Origin of the sequence: Marinobacterium rhizophilum DSM 18822 (genome assembly GCF_000378045.1) — a bacterium.
Classification (GTDB): domain Bacteria; phylum Pseudomonadota; class Gammaproteobacteria; order Pseudomonadales; family Balneatricaceae; genus Marinobacterium_A; species Marinobacterium_A rhizophilum.
Genome location: NZ_KB899096.1, coordinates 60,296 through 75,483, shown reverse-complemented (window position 1 = coordinate 75,483; position 15,188 = coordinate 60,296). Strand labels below are relative to the sequence as shown.

Sequence of the window (15,188 nt, the reverse complement as noted above, 5' to 3'; positions counted from 1 at the left end):
CGCGATGGGTTTTTGATCGCTTGACGGCAGGTGTCCGCGATTTGCCATTTTACGCCAGTGAGGCGTCAGGATGTCTGGCGCCACTGTTGCGGAGAGACGCCTGACCAGCGCTTGAACGCACGGGAGAATGCACTCAGTTCCGAATAACCAAGATTGAGTGCGATATCGGTCAGCGTATAGTTTCGCTCGAGGGCTTCGCGGGCAATCTGGAAGCGTACCTGGTCGACCAGCAAACGGAACTCGGTTCCCGCCAGCTGCAGCTCGCGCTGCAGCGTTCGCACGTTCATTCCCAGCATCGAGGCGATGGTTGGCAGCGTCGCGTCCCCGGTGGGGATAAGCTCGAAAATCAGCTTGGAGACCTTGTACTGCAGCGGTTGCTCTCGACCCTTCGATTCCCTTTCCAGAAACGATTCCAGGTAGCTTTTTATTTCGTCCGACGCCGGTCTGGGCGTCTGTCGAAGAAGCTGAATGGGGAAAATAATGGCGTTTTTTTCCTGCTCGAAGCAGATTTTTGCCGGTGTATACCGCTTGTATTCCTCGGGCGCGGCGAGTGGGCCATGACTGAAGTGGATCTTCGCCCTTTCCATCCATTCGGGCGCCATTTCACGCAGCACGTTGTAGCCAAGCCCCAGGCTCAGCTCGAATGTCTGTTCAAGGCTGATTGCAGGGTCAATGTCGAATTCGATTGACAGTTCAACGTCTTTTTCCCGCAGCGCAATGTCGATGAGCACGCCCTGGGCATGAAAATGGAAGTATTTGCGTATTACGTCCAGGGCGTCTGCCACGGTGGCGCTCTCGGCCGCGAGCAGGCCCAGGGGACCGAAGGTTTTCAGCCCCTGATAGGAGGACAGGGCGATCCCGAATAGCGGGAAGTCGGCGGTGTCTGCCGCCCGGTTAAGCACGTGGGCAAAGCTGTCATAGGGAATCATCAGGTCGGTCGATCTGAGCACGGTGCTGGACAGTCCCTCATCCGCGAGCAGTTTGACCGGGTTGATTTGCAGCCGCCGGCAAAGCGGGTAAAGCCCCATGAGGGCGCTGCTTTTCACCTGGGATGCGATTTTCGCCTGTGACATGACCGTACCTTTCTTATTTATTATTGTTATTCAATATCATTCTGGTGGCGTAAATTGTCAAACGCCGGCCAGTACGTGCCTTTTGATCCGCTCTGCGATGGCAATCATTGATCATGATGCCATACGCCGCCAGCGACCCGGCCCTGCGCGTGGTCGCCACACAGGTGAAACCGGGGACACCGACCGGCGCGAGCGGCCCCGTTTGCTCTGCAGGACGCTGTTTTGCCCGCAGACCGCAGCCCGCAGCCCGCAGCGCTTGCTTTGTGGATCGCGCGGTATCGCAAGCCCTGGCAGCCGGCGCTAGAAGCCGGCGCTAGAAGCCGGCGATACGTTCCAGCGTCCAGAATGCGGCGAGCGATCCGGCGCCATAAATTATCACCTGCTGCAACCGGGCCAGCGGAAACGCCGACCATTTGCCGAGCAGCCAGAAGGTGGTCATGACGGTCAGTACGAACGCCACCTGGCCAATTTCCACACCGACATTGAAGAACAGCAACGCGGTGGCCAGCTCGGTTTGCGGCAAGCCGATTTCCTGCAATACCGCGGCGAATCCGAAGCCGTGGATCAGGCCGAACACAGAGGACACAAGGATCGGATAGCGCCAGGCCAGGCTCGTGCGGCGTGCCCGTGCAATCTCGGCGGCCAGGAACAGTATGCTCAGGGCGATCACCGCTTCTACCGGGGCGACAGGCAACCGCACCAGGCCCAGCGTCGTCAGTACCAGCGTCAGTGAGTGAGCCACCGTAAAACCCGATACCGTGACCAGGGTCCGTTTGATCGTGCCCGATATCATCAGCAGGCAGAGCAGGAAGAGCAGATGGTCCCAGCCGGCCAGGATATGTTCGATCCCCAGTTCCAGGTACTCGCCGACCACCTGCGAGGTACTTTGCGGGGCCGGCAGCTGCCATTGAGTCTCGCCGGGGGATAGCAGCTTCTGGTGGGTTTCACCGGAGCTGAAGGCGACTCTCACCAGCGCCGTGATCGACGGGTTGAAGTTCGGGTAGTCGATACTGAGGGTCTGGCCGGCCAGTGAGGCCGAGCATTCCACCTTCGCGATCGGGCCCAGGTTCTGCTGCTGGCAGCTATCCGGCAACATTACATAGGGGCGGTTGTCCGCTTCAATCGATGGGGGCACATTCAGTTTGAGGCTATAGCGATACAGTCCCTGCTGCTGGCTATCGAGCTCGTCGATCTGCAGGTAAAGCGGACGTGCCTCGTGCGCGAACAGCGCCGTCGGCGCCAGCAGCACCAGCGCGAGCAGCAGCTTACAGGCGATTTTCAACATGGTATTGCCCCACGATCTGTTGAATGGCCAGTTCCTGCTTCTGCTGCTGTTCCCATCGCAGGTAGTCCTGCTCGACGCGTGTCTGTATCTGCGCCAGTTCCGGTACGCGCCCGGGCTGGTGTTCGCTCAGCATCACCAGATGCTGCCCATGCGTTGAGGTGAGGGGGCCTTGCCAGCGTCCGGTGTCCGGCTTTATTCGGGCCAGCTGATCCATAAAGGTTTCACCGAAATGACTGGCGATGAAGTCCGGCGTCCGCTCGACGTAGTTGCGGTGGTACAGGAAACGGTCGCCGAAACGTGCGGCGTGCGAGAACTCGACGTGCTGTCCGTTGAGCTGGTGCAACAGGTCGGATGCTTTGTGCGTACCCGTGTCGCCCTTGATGAACACATGGGTAAAGGTGTACGAGGGCTCCTCGTAGTAGTCCTGGCGGTGGGCATCGAAGTAGGCCGCTACCTTTTCAGCATCGGCGGTCACGGCTTGCTCGGCCATGCTCTGGGCGATGAACTCCAGCTTCTGCACGGAGCGGCGGCGGATGATGTAGTCGTTTTCGCTCATGCCCAGCGCCTGGGCTTGCCGATACAGTGCTTCTTCACGAACGAAGTCGTGAATCAGCTGCTGGCGTTCGACGGCCGTCATGTCGTCCAGGCGCTGCGCGGCCATGTCGGGCTGAAACGCCTTGGAACGGTACTGGATAAAAGTCAGCAGCGTGTCGCGGTCGACAACGATGGTGTTGTCGGACAGGGTCGTATCGGGGGTGCCGATGAGCTGGTAGGTACCGAAAAGACAGGCGCCGACGAGCACGAAATGCAACAGGGGATCTTTAATCAGTCTGCGAATCATGACTCAGTGCTCCTTGGCCGGCGTGTACCAGATAGGCGAGGAATAGGCGCGTTCCTGTACCCACTTCGGCATCTCGCTGCGCAGCTGCTCACCGAAGTGCTTTTCGTCGTAGACGGTCCAGCGCGGGGTCGGTATCTGCAGCACGCGAACGTAGTAGAAGGCGCGTTCCATGGGATCGAAATCGGGGTCGGTCCAGACGCTGGCCAGCTCGGCGGCGCCGATGCTGTTGCGCCAGGTGGCCTCCGCCAGATCGACCGTGTTGCCGATCGCAGCCAGCTTGCCGTTGGCGTCCGGCGTACGGTCGCCGCTCCAGGCCACATCGTAGACCTGCTCGCGGGTGGTGCCATCGCTATCCAGCCAGCCTTTGACGATCTGTACCCGGTCGAGGTTGGCGCCGTCCGGGTCGCGGGACGCGGTGACCATAAAGCGCGGTGCCTCGCCGGCCGGCGCCTGCGTCAGGTCGCCGCCCATCGGGACGCCCTTGGTGTAGCCGCGGTCCACGTAGTCGGAGTAGCTCGCCTCGTCGTCGGAGAAGTCCCAGCCGCCAAAGAAGCGCACGGTCATGCGGGGGCCGGTGGTGGCATAGGTTTCGCGGCGCTTGATGGCGTCGAACAGGGCCTCGCGGGTGTTTTGTGTGGCCCAGACTGCGGCATAACCGGAAGCCGAGGTCTCGTCTACGCTCAGGGAATATACCTTGCCGTGCTTGCCCTTGGTGTAGGCCGGGACCTCGGCGCGTTTGGCGCTGGGCTCGAACAGGCTGAACTTGCCCCAGAAATTGTTTTCCTCCACCGCCGGCAGGCTGGTGTGGGCATCGGTGCTGCCGATCATGCCGAACTTGAACGGATTGACGCCGAGCTTGGCTTCCTGCTGCAGGCCGAGCTTCAGCGCAGAGCGCGCGTATTCATAGGGCAGCATCTCGGGGCGCTTGGCGGACAGGGCGCTCAGGTTGCCCTTGTCCCAGGTTTCGAAGTCGGCGAACTCGTCGTCGGGGGACAGCGCGGGGTGGGTTTCGCCGTCGCCCTTGATCTGGGTGACCTCGATCACCGGCTCCCAGCGGCTGCGGGTTTTGGTGTACTCGCGGCTGAGCGGGTTGCCGTCGCGGTCGGCCAGGGCGAACATCAGACCGTTACTGACATTGCCGTTGTGGGGAATGGCCAGTACCCTGCCGCCGGTCTTGTCCTCATAGCTCTGCAGGAATCGCCATAGATCCTCCGGATCTTCACTGTCGAAGGCGGAGAAGGGCAGGATCTGCCCTGCCTTGCTGGCATCATCACCAAACATGACCACTCGGTGCAGATTGTCGCCGCCGGGCATGGTGGTCCATTCGTAGCCGATAAAGGCGGTGAACTTGCCGGGGTCATTGTATTTGTCGGCGGCCTCGGTGATGCGGTCCCAGGCGCTGCGTTCCACCATCGGGTTGCTCAGGCTTTTACGGTTGTCGCCGATATCGACGTTCATCTCCAGCAGGGCCTTGAGCTGTTCGTCGGGGCCACCGTTCAACAATGCGGACCAGCGTGCACCGACCGGATCGCTGAGCAGTTCCTGGTTGCCCGCGTTGATCATCGGCACCAGCCCCAGATACTCGGCGTGGTCGGCCACCATCAGGAAGTCCAGCGGCCGGCTCAAGCGGGCAGTCATGCCGTTGTGGGCCTGAACCTCCTCACCGCGGGCAAACCGGTAAGCCTCTTCCGGGCCAAGCTGTTTGTTGCCCATCATCGCGGCATCGAAAGAGTAGCTGGTGTGCAGGTGGGTGTCGCCCCAGTACACCTGCTGCGGGTAGGTCTTGCCCGCCATCGGCGAGTAGGAGGGCTCCGCCGCCGTGGTGGCCAGGGAGAGCAGGGCCGCTGAAACTAGTACCGAAAGTGTTGTTATTTTCATAATGCACTCGGGTTTATTGATTCGGCGTGCAGATGGGTTCGGACTGAATCCATCTGCACATCGCCGTTTCTCGGCGTAGGGCCGTGAAACGCTGCTGCAAGGGCTTAAAGTCGATCAGTGATGGATCAGGGCGTGTACCAGATCGGCGAGGAATAGGCGCGTTCCTGGATCGTGGCCGGGCGCTGCACGTCCTCAAGCGGTTTGCCCAGGGCGAGGGCATCGAGCATGGTGTGGCGTGCCGTTGGGATCTGCAGCACGCGCACGTAATAAAAGGCGCGCTGACTGGCATCGAATTCCGGGTCCTGCCAGACCGTCGTCAGCTCCTCTGCGCCGATGCTGTCGCTGAACTTGCCGGTTTTCAGGTCGACGGTATTGCCGACCGGTTGAGTGTCGGCGCCGCGGTCCTCTCGACCGTCGGACAGTGCCACGTTGAATACCTTCTCCTGGCTGTTGCCATCGGCATCCAGCCAGCCCTTGACGACCTGGACCCGGTCAAGATTGGCATCCATCGGATCCTTGACCGCCTGGATCAGGAACGACGGGTGCTTGCCGTCCGGCGCCTGGCTCAGGTCGCCTCCCATCGGCACGCCCTTGCGGTAGCCGACCTCGGCCAGCTCGTTGCCAGTTGCATCCTGTGCATCGAAGTCGAAACCGCCGAACAGGCGCACCTGCATGCGCGGCCCGGTGGTGGCATAGACTTCCTTACGCTTGAAGGCGGAAAACAGCGATTCGCGGGTGTTCTCATCGGCCCAGACCGCGACCATGCCGGCGGCGGACATGCTCCAGCCATCGGCGTGCGGCGTGGTCTCCTTGTCCTTGTTCTCGGGGATGGAATCCAGGCCGAACTTGCCCCAGAAATTGGGCTCGCTGGCGGTGCTCAGGCCCGTATGGGAATCGGTGGACCCCACGACGCCGAACTTGAACGGGTTGGCGCCGGTCTGGGCTTCGATCTCCAGGCCGCGTTTCAGGCCGCTACGCACGTAGTTGCTGACCTGGTCCACGTCCTTCTGTTCGTCGGCGCCGAAGGTCATCACATGCTCAAAGGTTTCGAAATCGGCGAATGGGTCGTCCGGCGAAAGGCTCGGGTGGGTTTCGGAGTCGCCCTTTATCTGAGAAATCTCGGCCACCGGTTCCCAGCGCATTCGCGTGCGGGCGTAGCTGGCGCTGATCGGATGCCCGTTGCTGTCGACCTTGTTGAACATCAGGCCGTTGCTGATATTGGAGTTGTGGGGGATGGCGACAAAGTCCGCACCGGTCGATTCGGACGTCGACTGCAGCCAGTTCCAGAAGTCCTCCGGACGATCGCTTTGCATCGAGGAGTAGGGCAGGAAGGTTTTCGCCACCTCTTCGCCCTTGTTGGTGAAGACGATGCGGTGCAGGTTGGCACCACCGGGCATGGACGACCATTCCCAGCCGATGAAGGTGGTGAACTTGCCGGGTTCATTGTTGGTTTCGGCGGCGTCAATGATGCGGTTCCAGATCGGCTGCCGAATCGCTTCGCCCATGAGGTCCATGTAGGGCTGGCCCTTCACGAGCGCGCCCGCTGCGTCGTAATAGACGGACTTGGAGCCCTTGGTATCCCAGAGCTCGATCAGCTTTCTGCCGTTCTCGGTGCTTTCCAGCAGCGGGCTTTTGTCCCTGACCTGCTGCAACAGTCCCATGTACTCGGCGTGATCGGCGACAACCAGGAAGTCGAGCGGGCGGTTGAGCTGCACACGTACGCGGTTATAGGGGTGGATGACCGGCTGGCCCTTGGCGAAGCGGTAGGCGGTATCAGGGTCGACGGTTTCATTGCCCATGGCAAAGGCGTCGCCGGAATAGGACGTGTGGAGGTGGGTGTCGCCCCAGAAAAGCTGCGTCGGGGCGGCCATGGCAACCGTTGCGGAACAACCGGCAAGCGCCATCAGACTGGCGAGAATCTTCTTCTTCATTGTTATCTCCGTCGAATACCGAATCGGTATCCTTTTATTATTTTGCTGAAAGCATAAGAGAACGGGTGGCGAATCGTTTGACATTATGCGCATCAGGGTTGATAGATTGCGTCAGAATGGAATTGGAAAGCCCTGCACAGCAGGGCTTTGATTGATTGCACAGGGTGGGTGACGCACCGGATCAGCTGGCCTTGTAGAACAGCTCGCCGTTGTCGGTTGCGATGCGGTTGTGGGCCTGGCTGAATGTGGCCAGCAGTTGCTGCTTGTGGTCCGCCACCTTGTGCATCGCCGCTTCCTTGACATGGCCATAACCGCGGATCTCCGCCGGCAGATGGGCAATCTTGACGGCGATGTCGTGGTTGGCCTCGCTCAGTTGGGTCAGCAGCGACTCGATGGTATCGCGGTAGTCGACGATCAGCTGACGCTCCTGCCTGCGCTCGGCGGTATAGCCGAAGATGTCAAAGGCGGTTCCGCGCAGCCCCTTGAGCTTCGCCAGCACGCCGAAGGCCTTGAAGACCCAGGGACCGAACTCCTTCTTGCGCAGATGGCCGGTCACCGGGTCGCGCTTGCTCAGCAGCGGCGGCGCCAGGTTGAATTTCAGCTTGTAGTCACCGTCGAACTGCTGCTTCAGGCTTTCCACGAACTTGCCGTCGGTGTACAGGCGCGCCACTTCGTATTCGTCCTTGTAGGCCATCAACTTGAAGTAGTTGCGCATGACGGCCTCGGTCAGTTCGGTACGGCCCGGGGTTTTCTCCTGCTCGATCTGCCGTGTCCGATGTACCAGTTCGAGGTAACGCTGCGCATAGGCCTTGTCCTGGTAGGCGCTCAGGTGATCGATCCGGCGCTGCAGCGCCTGCTCCGGCGTTTCGGCGACATCCGGCTTGCCGGCGTTGAGCTGCTTTTCGATCAGCGTCGTGATGCGGCCGATGTCGTGAGCGGCGACGCGGCCGAGGCGGAAGGCGCCCTGGTTGAAGGGAACGGACACGCCGTTGATCTCTATCGCCTTGAGAATGGCCTCCTCGCCGAGCGGCAGCCAGCCTTTCTGGAAGGCGAAGCCGACCAGGAACATGTTGGAGGCGATACTGTTGCCGGTAAGGGCGTTGGCGATCTTGGACGCGTCGATGGTGGCAAGGTCGTCGCCCAGAACGTCGGCGATGCCCTGGATCAGAGCCGATGACGGCAGTTCGAAATCACGCACCAGCTGCAACGCCGCGGTCGCCACGGGGTCGGTGTTGACGACAGCCTTGGTATGGCCGTGTCGGATCGAGCGCATCGAGCTTTCGCTGGCGGTGACCACCAGGTCGCAGCCGATGATCAGGTCCGCATCGCCGGGCCCGATCGGCAGGCTGGTGATGTCCTGCTGGCGATGGCCGATGCGCAGGTGACTCTGCACCGCGCCGCCTTTCTGGGCGAAACCGGTCTGGTCGTAAATGGAGATGGCCTTGTCCTCCAGGTGCGCCGCCATACCCAGTACCGCGCCGATAGTGACCACACCGGTACCACCGATGCCGTTGATCATGATGGCGTAAGCCTGATCGAACTCGGGGCGCGCCGGCGTAGGCAGGCCCTGGAAGAGGCTGTCGCCGAGCTCGGCCGTTTGCGCCTTGCGCAGCTTGCCGCCCAGCACGGTGACGAAGGACGGGCAGAAACCGTCAACGCAGCGGTAGTCCTTGTTACAGGTCGACTGGTCGATCTTGCGCTTGTTGCCGAACTCGGTCTTGCGGGTCTGCAGGCTCACGCAGTTGGCCTGTACCGAACAGTCTCCGCAGGCCTCGCAGACCTGATCGTTGATGAACAGGCGCTTGTCGGGATCCGGGAACTGGCCACGCTTGCGGCGGCGACGCTTCTCGGCAGCGCAGGTCTGGTCGTGAATCAGTACGGTGACGCCCTGGGTGTCGCGCAGTTCAAGCTGCAGTCGCTCGAGCTCGCGGCGATGGTGAATTTCGACCCCGCGGGCGAACGCCGGCTGATCCTCGTACCGTTGCGGATCATCGCTGGTCACAACGACGCGCCTGGCGCCCAGCGCCGTTACCTGCTCGCTGATCTGCTGCGGCGTCAGGTGACCTTCGGCGACCTGGCCGCCGGTCATGGCGACCGCATCGTTGTACAGGATCTTGTAGGTGATATTGGTGTTTTGCACCACGGCACCATGGATGGCCAGCAGGCCGGAGTGAGTGTAGGTGCCGTCTCCCAGGTTCTGGAAGCGGTGTGTGTCGCCGACGAAATGGGACAGGCCCACCCAGTTGTGACCTTCGCCACCCATCTGGGTCGGGAAGGTGGTGTTGCGGTTCATGAAGCCGGCCATGGCGTGACAGCCGATGCCGGCCATCGCCTTGGAGCCTTCAGGGACCTTGGTCGAGCTGTTGTGCGGGCAGCCGGAACAGAAGTACGGAATGCGCACGAGGCTCGGAATGATGGCGCCGCAGCCGCCGGTGACCGTCGCGAGGTACTGGTCGGCGGTGTTGCGGGTCTCGTCGTCGAGCAGGCCGTTGGCGGACAGGCGGTCACGCAGCAGTATCACGACTTCATCCGGGTAGGTCGCGCCGTAGGTTTTCTGGATGGGCTGACCCTGCTCGTCTTTCTTGCCGACAAGGCGCGGGCGCTTGTCCGCGGACCAGTTGAACAGCTGATCGGCAATCTGGTTTTCCAGCAGCGGCAGCTTTTCCTCGATCACCAGCAGTTCGTCGTGACCCTCGGCGAATTCGGCCAGGCCCTGGTCTTCCAGCGGCCAGGTCATGGCGACCTTGTACAGGCTGATGCCCATGGCGCGGGCCTTGTCCTCGTCGATGCCCATCAGCTGCATTGCGCGCAGCAGATCCTGATAGACCTTGCCGGCGGTGATGATACCGAGCTTGCGCTGTGGCGCCTCCAGGGTGATACGGTCGAGCCTGTTGAGGCGTGCGAAAGCCTTGATCAGTGGAATGCGCCCGCTGTACGCCATGCGCTCTGCGGTGGCGGCGGGGCCGAGGCCTCCCTGGGGCGGCACGAAGTGGGCTTCGGGCGGAATGTCCAGGCCTTCGGGCTCGCGCGTGATGGAGAGGCCCGGGTCCAGTTCAACGGTGGCGGTTCCCTCGACGGTTTCATTGACCACCTTGAGGGTGACCCAGGCGCCGGAGTAGCGCGACAGTGCCCAGCCGATCAGGCCGAAGTCGATGACTTCCTGGATGGTCGACGGGTACAGAACCGGTGAACCGTGGGCCATCATCTCCGGGTCGGAGAAGTGTGCGATGGTGGACGATTTCGCGACATGATCATCTCCGGCGATCAGCAGCACGCCGCCATGGCGGGACGCGCCGAAGAAGCTGCCGTGCTTGATGGCATCGCCGGAGCGGAAGACGCCGGGCCCCTTGCCGTACCAGATGGAGAAGACGCCGTCGAACAGCTTGTCCGCTTCGGCCTCGATTTGCTGGGTTCCCCAGACGGCAGTGGCTGCCAGGTCCTCGTTAACGCCCGGCTGGAACACGATGTCGTGGGCTTCGAGCAGCTTCTTGTTGCGCGAAAGCTCCATGTCGTAAGTGCCGATCGGCGAACCCCGGTAGCCGGTAATATAACCGGCGGTATTGAGACCGCAGGCCCGGTCGCGCTGCTTTTGCAGCAGCGGCAGGCGCACCAGGGCCTGGTTGCCCGTCATATAGACGGTACCGCTCGCCTTGGTGTACTTGTCGTCCAGTGAGACTTCTTTTAACGTCATGCTCTTTACTCCAGTGGCCACGGCGCTTGTCACTCGCCGCGTATAGGCGGGATAACCAAAACGTCGCGCGCTGTCTTTTCCAGTACTTGTTCAGCGGTATTGCCCAGCAATACGCCCCGCAATCCGGTACGCGCCACGGTGCCCAGCACCAGCAGCTGGGCGCCCAGTCGGGTGGCGCGTTCCGGGATCAGCAGCTCCGCCGGGCCTGCTGCGACATGCACCCGTTCCTGCGCAATGCCATGCTGCAATGCCAGTTTCAGGCAGGCGTCGCGATAATCGCGCGCCTGCTGTTCCGGGTCCTGGTCCGGGTGCATCGGATCCTGCATCGGTGCCGGGTAAGCGCTGAACAGGTGCAGCGGCGCTTCCAGGCGCGCCGCCAGCCACTGGGCCTGTTGCAGGATGGCTTTGCTCAGTTCCCGGTGCTCGAGATCGGCCGGCTTGGCTTCGACTGCCGCCAGAATCGGTGCCTGCGCATGCTGGGCATCGGAATGTACCAGCAACACCGGGGTGCGGTTGCTGCGCAGCAGTTTCCAGTCGAGCGATGTGAACACCTCATCGGCAAGGCTGTGCGGCTGCGGCGCCTTTACCGTGAGGTCCACGTCGTGCCGATGCTGGCACTCCAGCACGGCGCGCAGCACATCCTTCTCGGCGCTGATATCCAGTGCCACGTCCAGGCCCTGCTCGTTCAACTGCAGCAACTGACCGTCGATCGCTGTCCGTATTCCAGCGGCGGCCTTGCCGGCCGGGAGCAGGGCGGAGATCTTGCTTCCGTTGCAGCGCGCCAGCTGCGCCGCCCTTTGCAACGCGACCTGGTGCGGGCCGGCGGGATTCAGAACCGCCAGCAGATGTTTGTACTCATGCATGGGACACCTTTGGCTGTACGTGATCGGTTTGCTCGAGCAACTCCCCGTTGCTGCGTTGGCCAGCCGCCAGGCAGCTCGGCTCGCGCTTCACCAGGAAGCTGGCCAGGGCCGGCAGGAAGATAAGGGCGCCGACCATGTTCCAGACGAACATGAAGGTCAGCAGGATACCCATGTCGGCCTGGAACTTGATCGGCGACCAGTACCAGGTGCCGACACCGATACCGAGGGTCAGGCCAGTGAAGGCCACAGCCTTGCCGGTGGTCTTGAGCGTATTGAAGTAGGCTTCACGCAGGTTTTGCCCCGCTTTCAAATAGGTTTCCAGCTTGCTGTAGATATAGATGCCATAGTCGACACCAATGCCCACGCCCAGCGCGATCACCGGCAGGGTGGCGACCTTGACGCCGATACCGAGCCGCGCCATCAGGGCCTGGCAGAGCAGCGAGGTCAGCGCAAGCGGCAGCAGGATACAGGCGACGGTCCGCACGGAACGAAAGGTAATCAGACACAGGATACCAACGACAGCGTACACCCAGATCAACATGTCGTACTGGGCCTTGGCGATGACGATATTGGTCGCCGCTTCGATACCGGCATTGCCGGCCGCCAGCTTGATGGTGATATCGTCACTGTTGTACTGGGCGGCAAAGGCTTCGGTTTCTTTGACGATGGCCGCCAGGGTCTCGGCCTTGTGATCGTTCAGGTAGACGAACACCGGCATCAGGCTGCAGTCGGCGTTGAAGCTGCCACGGGGGGCGCTGATCGACGCCTGGTTGAGCAGGTTCTGGTTACGGTTCAGCGCCATCCACTTGATGCTGCCTTCGTTGTAGCCGCTCATGGTCTGCTTGGTCAGGTTGACCAGCGAGTTGGCGGACTGCACGCCGGGCAGCTGCTGCAGGCGCCACTGCAGCTGATCAACGATATCCAGCGTGTGGTAGTTCGAGCAGCGGTCCTTGGCGGTTTGCACCATCACCACGAAGATATCGGTACTGGTGGAGTAGTTGTCGTTGATGAAGGCGTTGTCCAGGTTGTAGCGCGAATCCGGACGCAGCTCCGGGGCGCCGGCATCCAGGTCACCAACCTTGAGGTTCTGGCTCTGATACAGGCCGACAGCGGCCAGGCCCAGGGCCAACAGGATCAGCGCGCTCGCCTGTGGACGCTGCGTGAAGCTGGAGAGCAGGTTCCAGATCGGGTGCTTGCCATGCTCCTCGATTCGCTGCTGCCGCTTGACCGATTTCTGGCTGACGCCGGTGTAGGACATCAGAATCGGCAGCAACACGAGGTTGGTCAGGATGATGACGGCAACACCCAGACTGGCCGCAACGGCCAGATCCTGGATGACCGCGATATCGATGACCATCAGGGTGGCGAAACCGACGCCGTCACTGATCAGCGCAATAATGCCGGGGACATAAAGCGAACGGAAGGCAAGGCGTGCAGCCAGCTCCTTGCCGGCGCCGTTGGCGCTTTCGTGGCCAATGGCGTTGATGATCTGTACACCGTGGCTGACGCCAATGGCGAATACCAGGAACGGCACCAGCATGGAGAAGGGGTCAAGACCGTAGCCGAGCGTTTTCAGCAGCCCCAACTGCCAGATGACGGCGACAACGGAGCACAGCAACGGAACCACGGCGCTGCGCAGGCAGCGCGAGTAGGCGTACAGCAGCACCAGCGTGATGGCCAGGGCCATGGCAAAGAATACCGCCACCTGGCTGGCGCCGTCGATCAGATCGCCGACGACCTTGGCGAAGCCGGTGATGTGGATTGTGACGCTGTCGCTCTCGTACTTGTCACGAATCAGTTCTTCGAGCTGGCTGGAGAACTGCTGGTAATCGATCGGCTGTCCGGTCTCCGGGTTCCTGTCCAGCAGCGGGGCATAGATGACGGCCGACTTGAAATCGTTGGCGACCAGGGAGCCGATACGACCCGACTTCAGGATATTGTTCTTGAGTTTCTCCAGCTCCGCCGGCGAGCCGTCGTAGGTGTCGGCGATGACCGGACCGCCGGTCAGGCCTTCCTCGGTAACCTGGTTCCAGCGCACGCCCGAGGCCCAGATCGACAGCAGGTTGGCGCGGTCGACACCCGGGATGTAGAACACCTCGTCGTGTATATCCTGCAGGGTTACCTGGAAACCCTTGTCGAAGATATCGCCCCGGGTATGCTCGACCGAGATTCGAATGGCGTTGCCCAGGCCCGCCAGGTCATCCTTGTGCTGGAGGTAGTTGGAGATATAGGGATGCGACGCCGGGATCATTTTATCAAAGCTGGCTTCCGGCTTGATGCTGCTGGCCTGAAAACCGAAGAACAGGGTCATCGCCAGCATCAGCAGGATCACCCATGGACGATGGCGAAAGAAAATACGTTCGATGATGGACTCGGCGCCGGAAATGCCTGATGCCATGGAGGAGTTAGTCTTTTTCATTATTTTTTACCTTCGGTCACGGCAGCGGCATGAACGCCATGCGCGCCGGCGATCAGCAGGCCCTTGTTTGCGCTTTCGAGCACCTTGCTCAGCGGTAGACGGGCCGGATTACGGTCGGTGCCGATGACCTGCCCACGGGCGTCGATATGCAGGGAGACCCCGCCGGCGCCGACCAGCACGACGCTACCGTCCTGCAGCAGGCTGCCGCTGAAGAAGGTCGAATCCACGCCGGTGTCGATGGCGTCCCAGGTGTTACCCCAGTCCTCGGACTGGAAGGCGTGGCCACGCAGGCCATAGGCTACGAGACGGCCCTGGCCGGTGCCGGTGATACCGAAAAAGGAGCCGTCGTAGGAGCTGTCCAGCATGTGCCAGCTTTGGCCCCAATCCTGGGAACGATAGAGGGTGCCGGCTTCCGCCGCGATATACAGCTGATCGCCGATCTGCTTGATCGCGTTGAGATGGAACAGGGTGGGGTTGTCGAGGCGATCGAACCAGGCCGACCAGGTCTTGCCACCGTCGGTGGTGTGCAGAATCAGGCCGAAGGCGCCAACCACGATGCCCTCGTTACGGTCCTTGAACCAGAGATCGAGGAAGGGGCGGCTGGGGCCCTCGTCGGTAAATGCCTCGGCGTCGTCCGCCATGTAGGTACGTCCTTCGAGCTCGGCTTCGAGTGCGTCGCGCTGCTCTTGCGGTGCTTTTTCAATCGCCTCCTCAAGCTCGGACAGGCGCGCCTGGGCGTGCTCGAGCATCAGTTCGTTGGCCCGCAGGCCATCCAGCACCTTGCCCCAGGTATTGCCACCGTCCTCGGTCTTGAGCACGATGCCGTCGTGGCCGACGGTCCAGCCGAAACGGTCGTCGACGAAGAAGGTATTGGTCAGTGTCACGCGCACCGGCGCCGGGACCTGCCGCCACTTTTCACCTTCGTCACCGGATATCAGGATATGGCCGCGCTCGCCGACGGCAACCAGGCTGTCGCCGACACGCTCGATGTCCAGCAGCAGGCTGTGGGCTGCCAGCGGGGACATCATGGACGCTTCGTCGAGGGCGTCGCTGGCCTGAACGCCTGCCGAAAGCGCCAGGCCCAGCAGCACGCATAGGCTTTTACGCGCGCGCGGCGGTTGTAAAACGGATTGGGGCTTGCGGTGTTTTTTCATATGATTATTCTTTTTGAAAGTAATATGAAGCGAACCACTTCCGGCAAACGGGC

At 61.6% G+C, this 15,188-nt stretch carries 9 protein-coding genes; all 9 read right to left on the bottom strand.

The features are described from left to right. Window positions 1–65: 65 nt before the first annotated feature. The 9 genes from F451_RS0110420 to F451_RS0110380 all read right to left on the bottom strand — a co-directional run bounded on the left by F451_RS0110420 (window position 66) and on the right by F451_RS0110380 (window position 15,135). A complete protein-coding gene (locus F451_RS0110420; protein ID WP_020681315.1) occupies window positions 66–1,073 on the bottom strand; it encodes an AraC family transcriptional regulator in 1,008 nt (335 codons plus the stop codon). A gap of 313 nt (window positions 1,074–1,386) precedes the next feature. Then, window positions 1,387–2,358, bottom strand: coding sequence for a HupE/UreJ family protein (locus F451_RS0110415; RefSeq protein WP_020681314.1), 972 nt, complete (start codon window positions 2,356–2,358; stop codon window positions 1,387–1,389). After that, the gene (locus tag F451_RS0110410) at window positions 2,339–3,199 is read right to left on the bottom strand and encodes a peptidylprolyl isomerase (protein ID WP_020681313.1); all 861 of its coding nucleotides are present in this window, start codon (window positions 3,197–3,199) and stop codon (window positions 2,339–2,341) included. Before F451_RS0110410 ends, F451_RS0110415 begins: the two co-directional genes overlap by 20 nt. Window positions 3,200–3,202: 3 nt before the next feature. Then, complete coding sequence (locus F451_RS25325; protein WP_156826444.1) at window positions 3,203–5,077, bottom strand: DUF3604 domain-containing protein; 1,875 nt, start codon at window positions 5,075–5,077, stop codon at window positions 3,203–3,205. Between the two features lie 125 nt (window positions 5,078–5,202). After that, on the bottom strand, window positions 5,203–7,008 hold the full coding sequence (locus F451_RS0110400; protein WP_020681311.1) for a DUF3604 domain-containing protein: 1,806 nt from the start codon (window positions 7,006–7,008) through the stop codon (window positions 5,203–5,205). A 181-nt stretch (window positions 7,009–7,189) separates the two neighbouring features. After that, window positions 7,190–10,720 (bottom strand): indolepyruvate ferredoxin oxidoreductase family protein, encoded by a 3,531-nt coding sequence (locus F451_RS0110395; RefSeq protein ID WP_276202596.1) that lies wholly within the window; start codon window positions 10,718–10,720, stop codon window positions 7,190–7,192. An 8-nt stretch (window positions 10,721–10,728) separates the two neighbouring features. Next, window positions 10,729–11,562 carry a universal stress protein gene (locus F451_RS25320; RefSeq protein ID WP_020681309.1) on the bottom strand — a complete coding sequence of 278 codons (834 nt, stop codon included), beginning with the start codon at window positions 11,560–11,562 and terminating at the stop codon, window positions 10,729–10,731. Further along, complete coding sequence (locus F451_RS0110385; protein WP_020681308.1) at window positions 11,555–13,981, bottom strand: efflux RND transporter permease subunit; 2,427 nt, start codon at window positions 13,979–13,981, stop codon at window positions 11,555–11,557. The genes F451_RS25320 and F451_RS0110385 overlap by 8 nt, the downstream gene beginning before the upstream one ends. Beyond that, window positions 13,981–15,135: a WD40/YVTN/BNR-like repeat-containing protein gene (locus tag F451_RS0110380; RefSeq protein ID WP_020681307.1), complete on the bottom strand. Its 1,155-nt coding sequence runs from the start codon at window positions 15,133–15,135 to the stop codon at window positions 13,981–13,983. Before F451_RS0110380 ends, F451_RS0110385 begins: the two co-directional genes overlap by 1 nt. Window positions 15,136–15,188: the final 53 nt, after the last annotated feature.

What these genes read in the sequence shown, in the direction of transcription:
- F451_RS0110400 (WP_020681311.1), bottom strand. Translation starts at nt 7,008, where the DNA reads ATGAAGAAGAAGATTCTCGCCAGTCTGATGGCGCTTGCCGGTTGTTCC.
- F451_RS0110385 (WP_020681308.1), bottom strand. Translation starts at nt 13,981, where the DNA reads ATGAAAAAGACTAACTCCTCCATGGCATCAGGCATTTCCGGCGCCGAG.
- F451_RS0110380 (WP_020681307.1), bottom strand. Translation starts at nt 15,135, where the DNA reads ATGAAAAAACACCGCAAGCCCCAATCCGTTTTACAACCGCCGCGCGCG.
- F451_RS0110410 (WP_020681313.1), bottom strand. Translation starts at nt 3,199, where the DNA reads ATGATTCGCAGACTGATTAAAGATCCCCTGTTGCATTTCGTGCTCGTC.
- F451_RS25320 (WP_020681309.1), bottom strand. Translation starts at nt 11,562, where the DNA reads ATGCATGAGTACAAACATCTGCTGGCGGTTCTGAATCCCGCCGGCCCG.
- F451_RS0110420 (WP_020681315.1), bottom strand. Translation starts at nt 1,073, where the DNA reads ATGTCACAGGCGAAAATCGCATCCCAGGTGAAAAGCAGCGCCCTCATG.
- F451_RS0110415 (WP_020681314.1), bottom strand. Translation starts at nt 2,358, where the DNA reads ATGTTGAAAATCGCCTGTAAGCTGCTGCTCGCGCTGGTGCTGCTGGCG.
- F451_RS25325 (WP_156826444.1), bottom strand. Translation starts at nt 5,077, where the DNA reads ATGAAAATAACAACACTTTCGGTACTAGTTTCAGCGGCCCTGCTCTCC.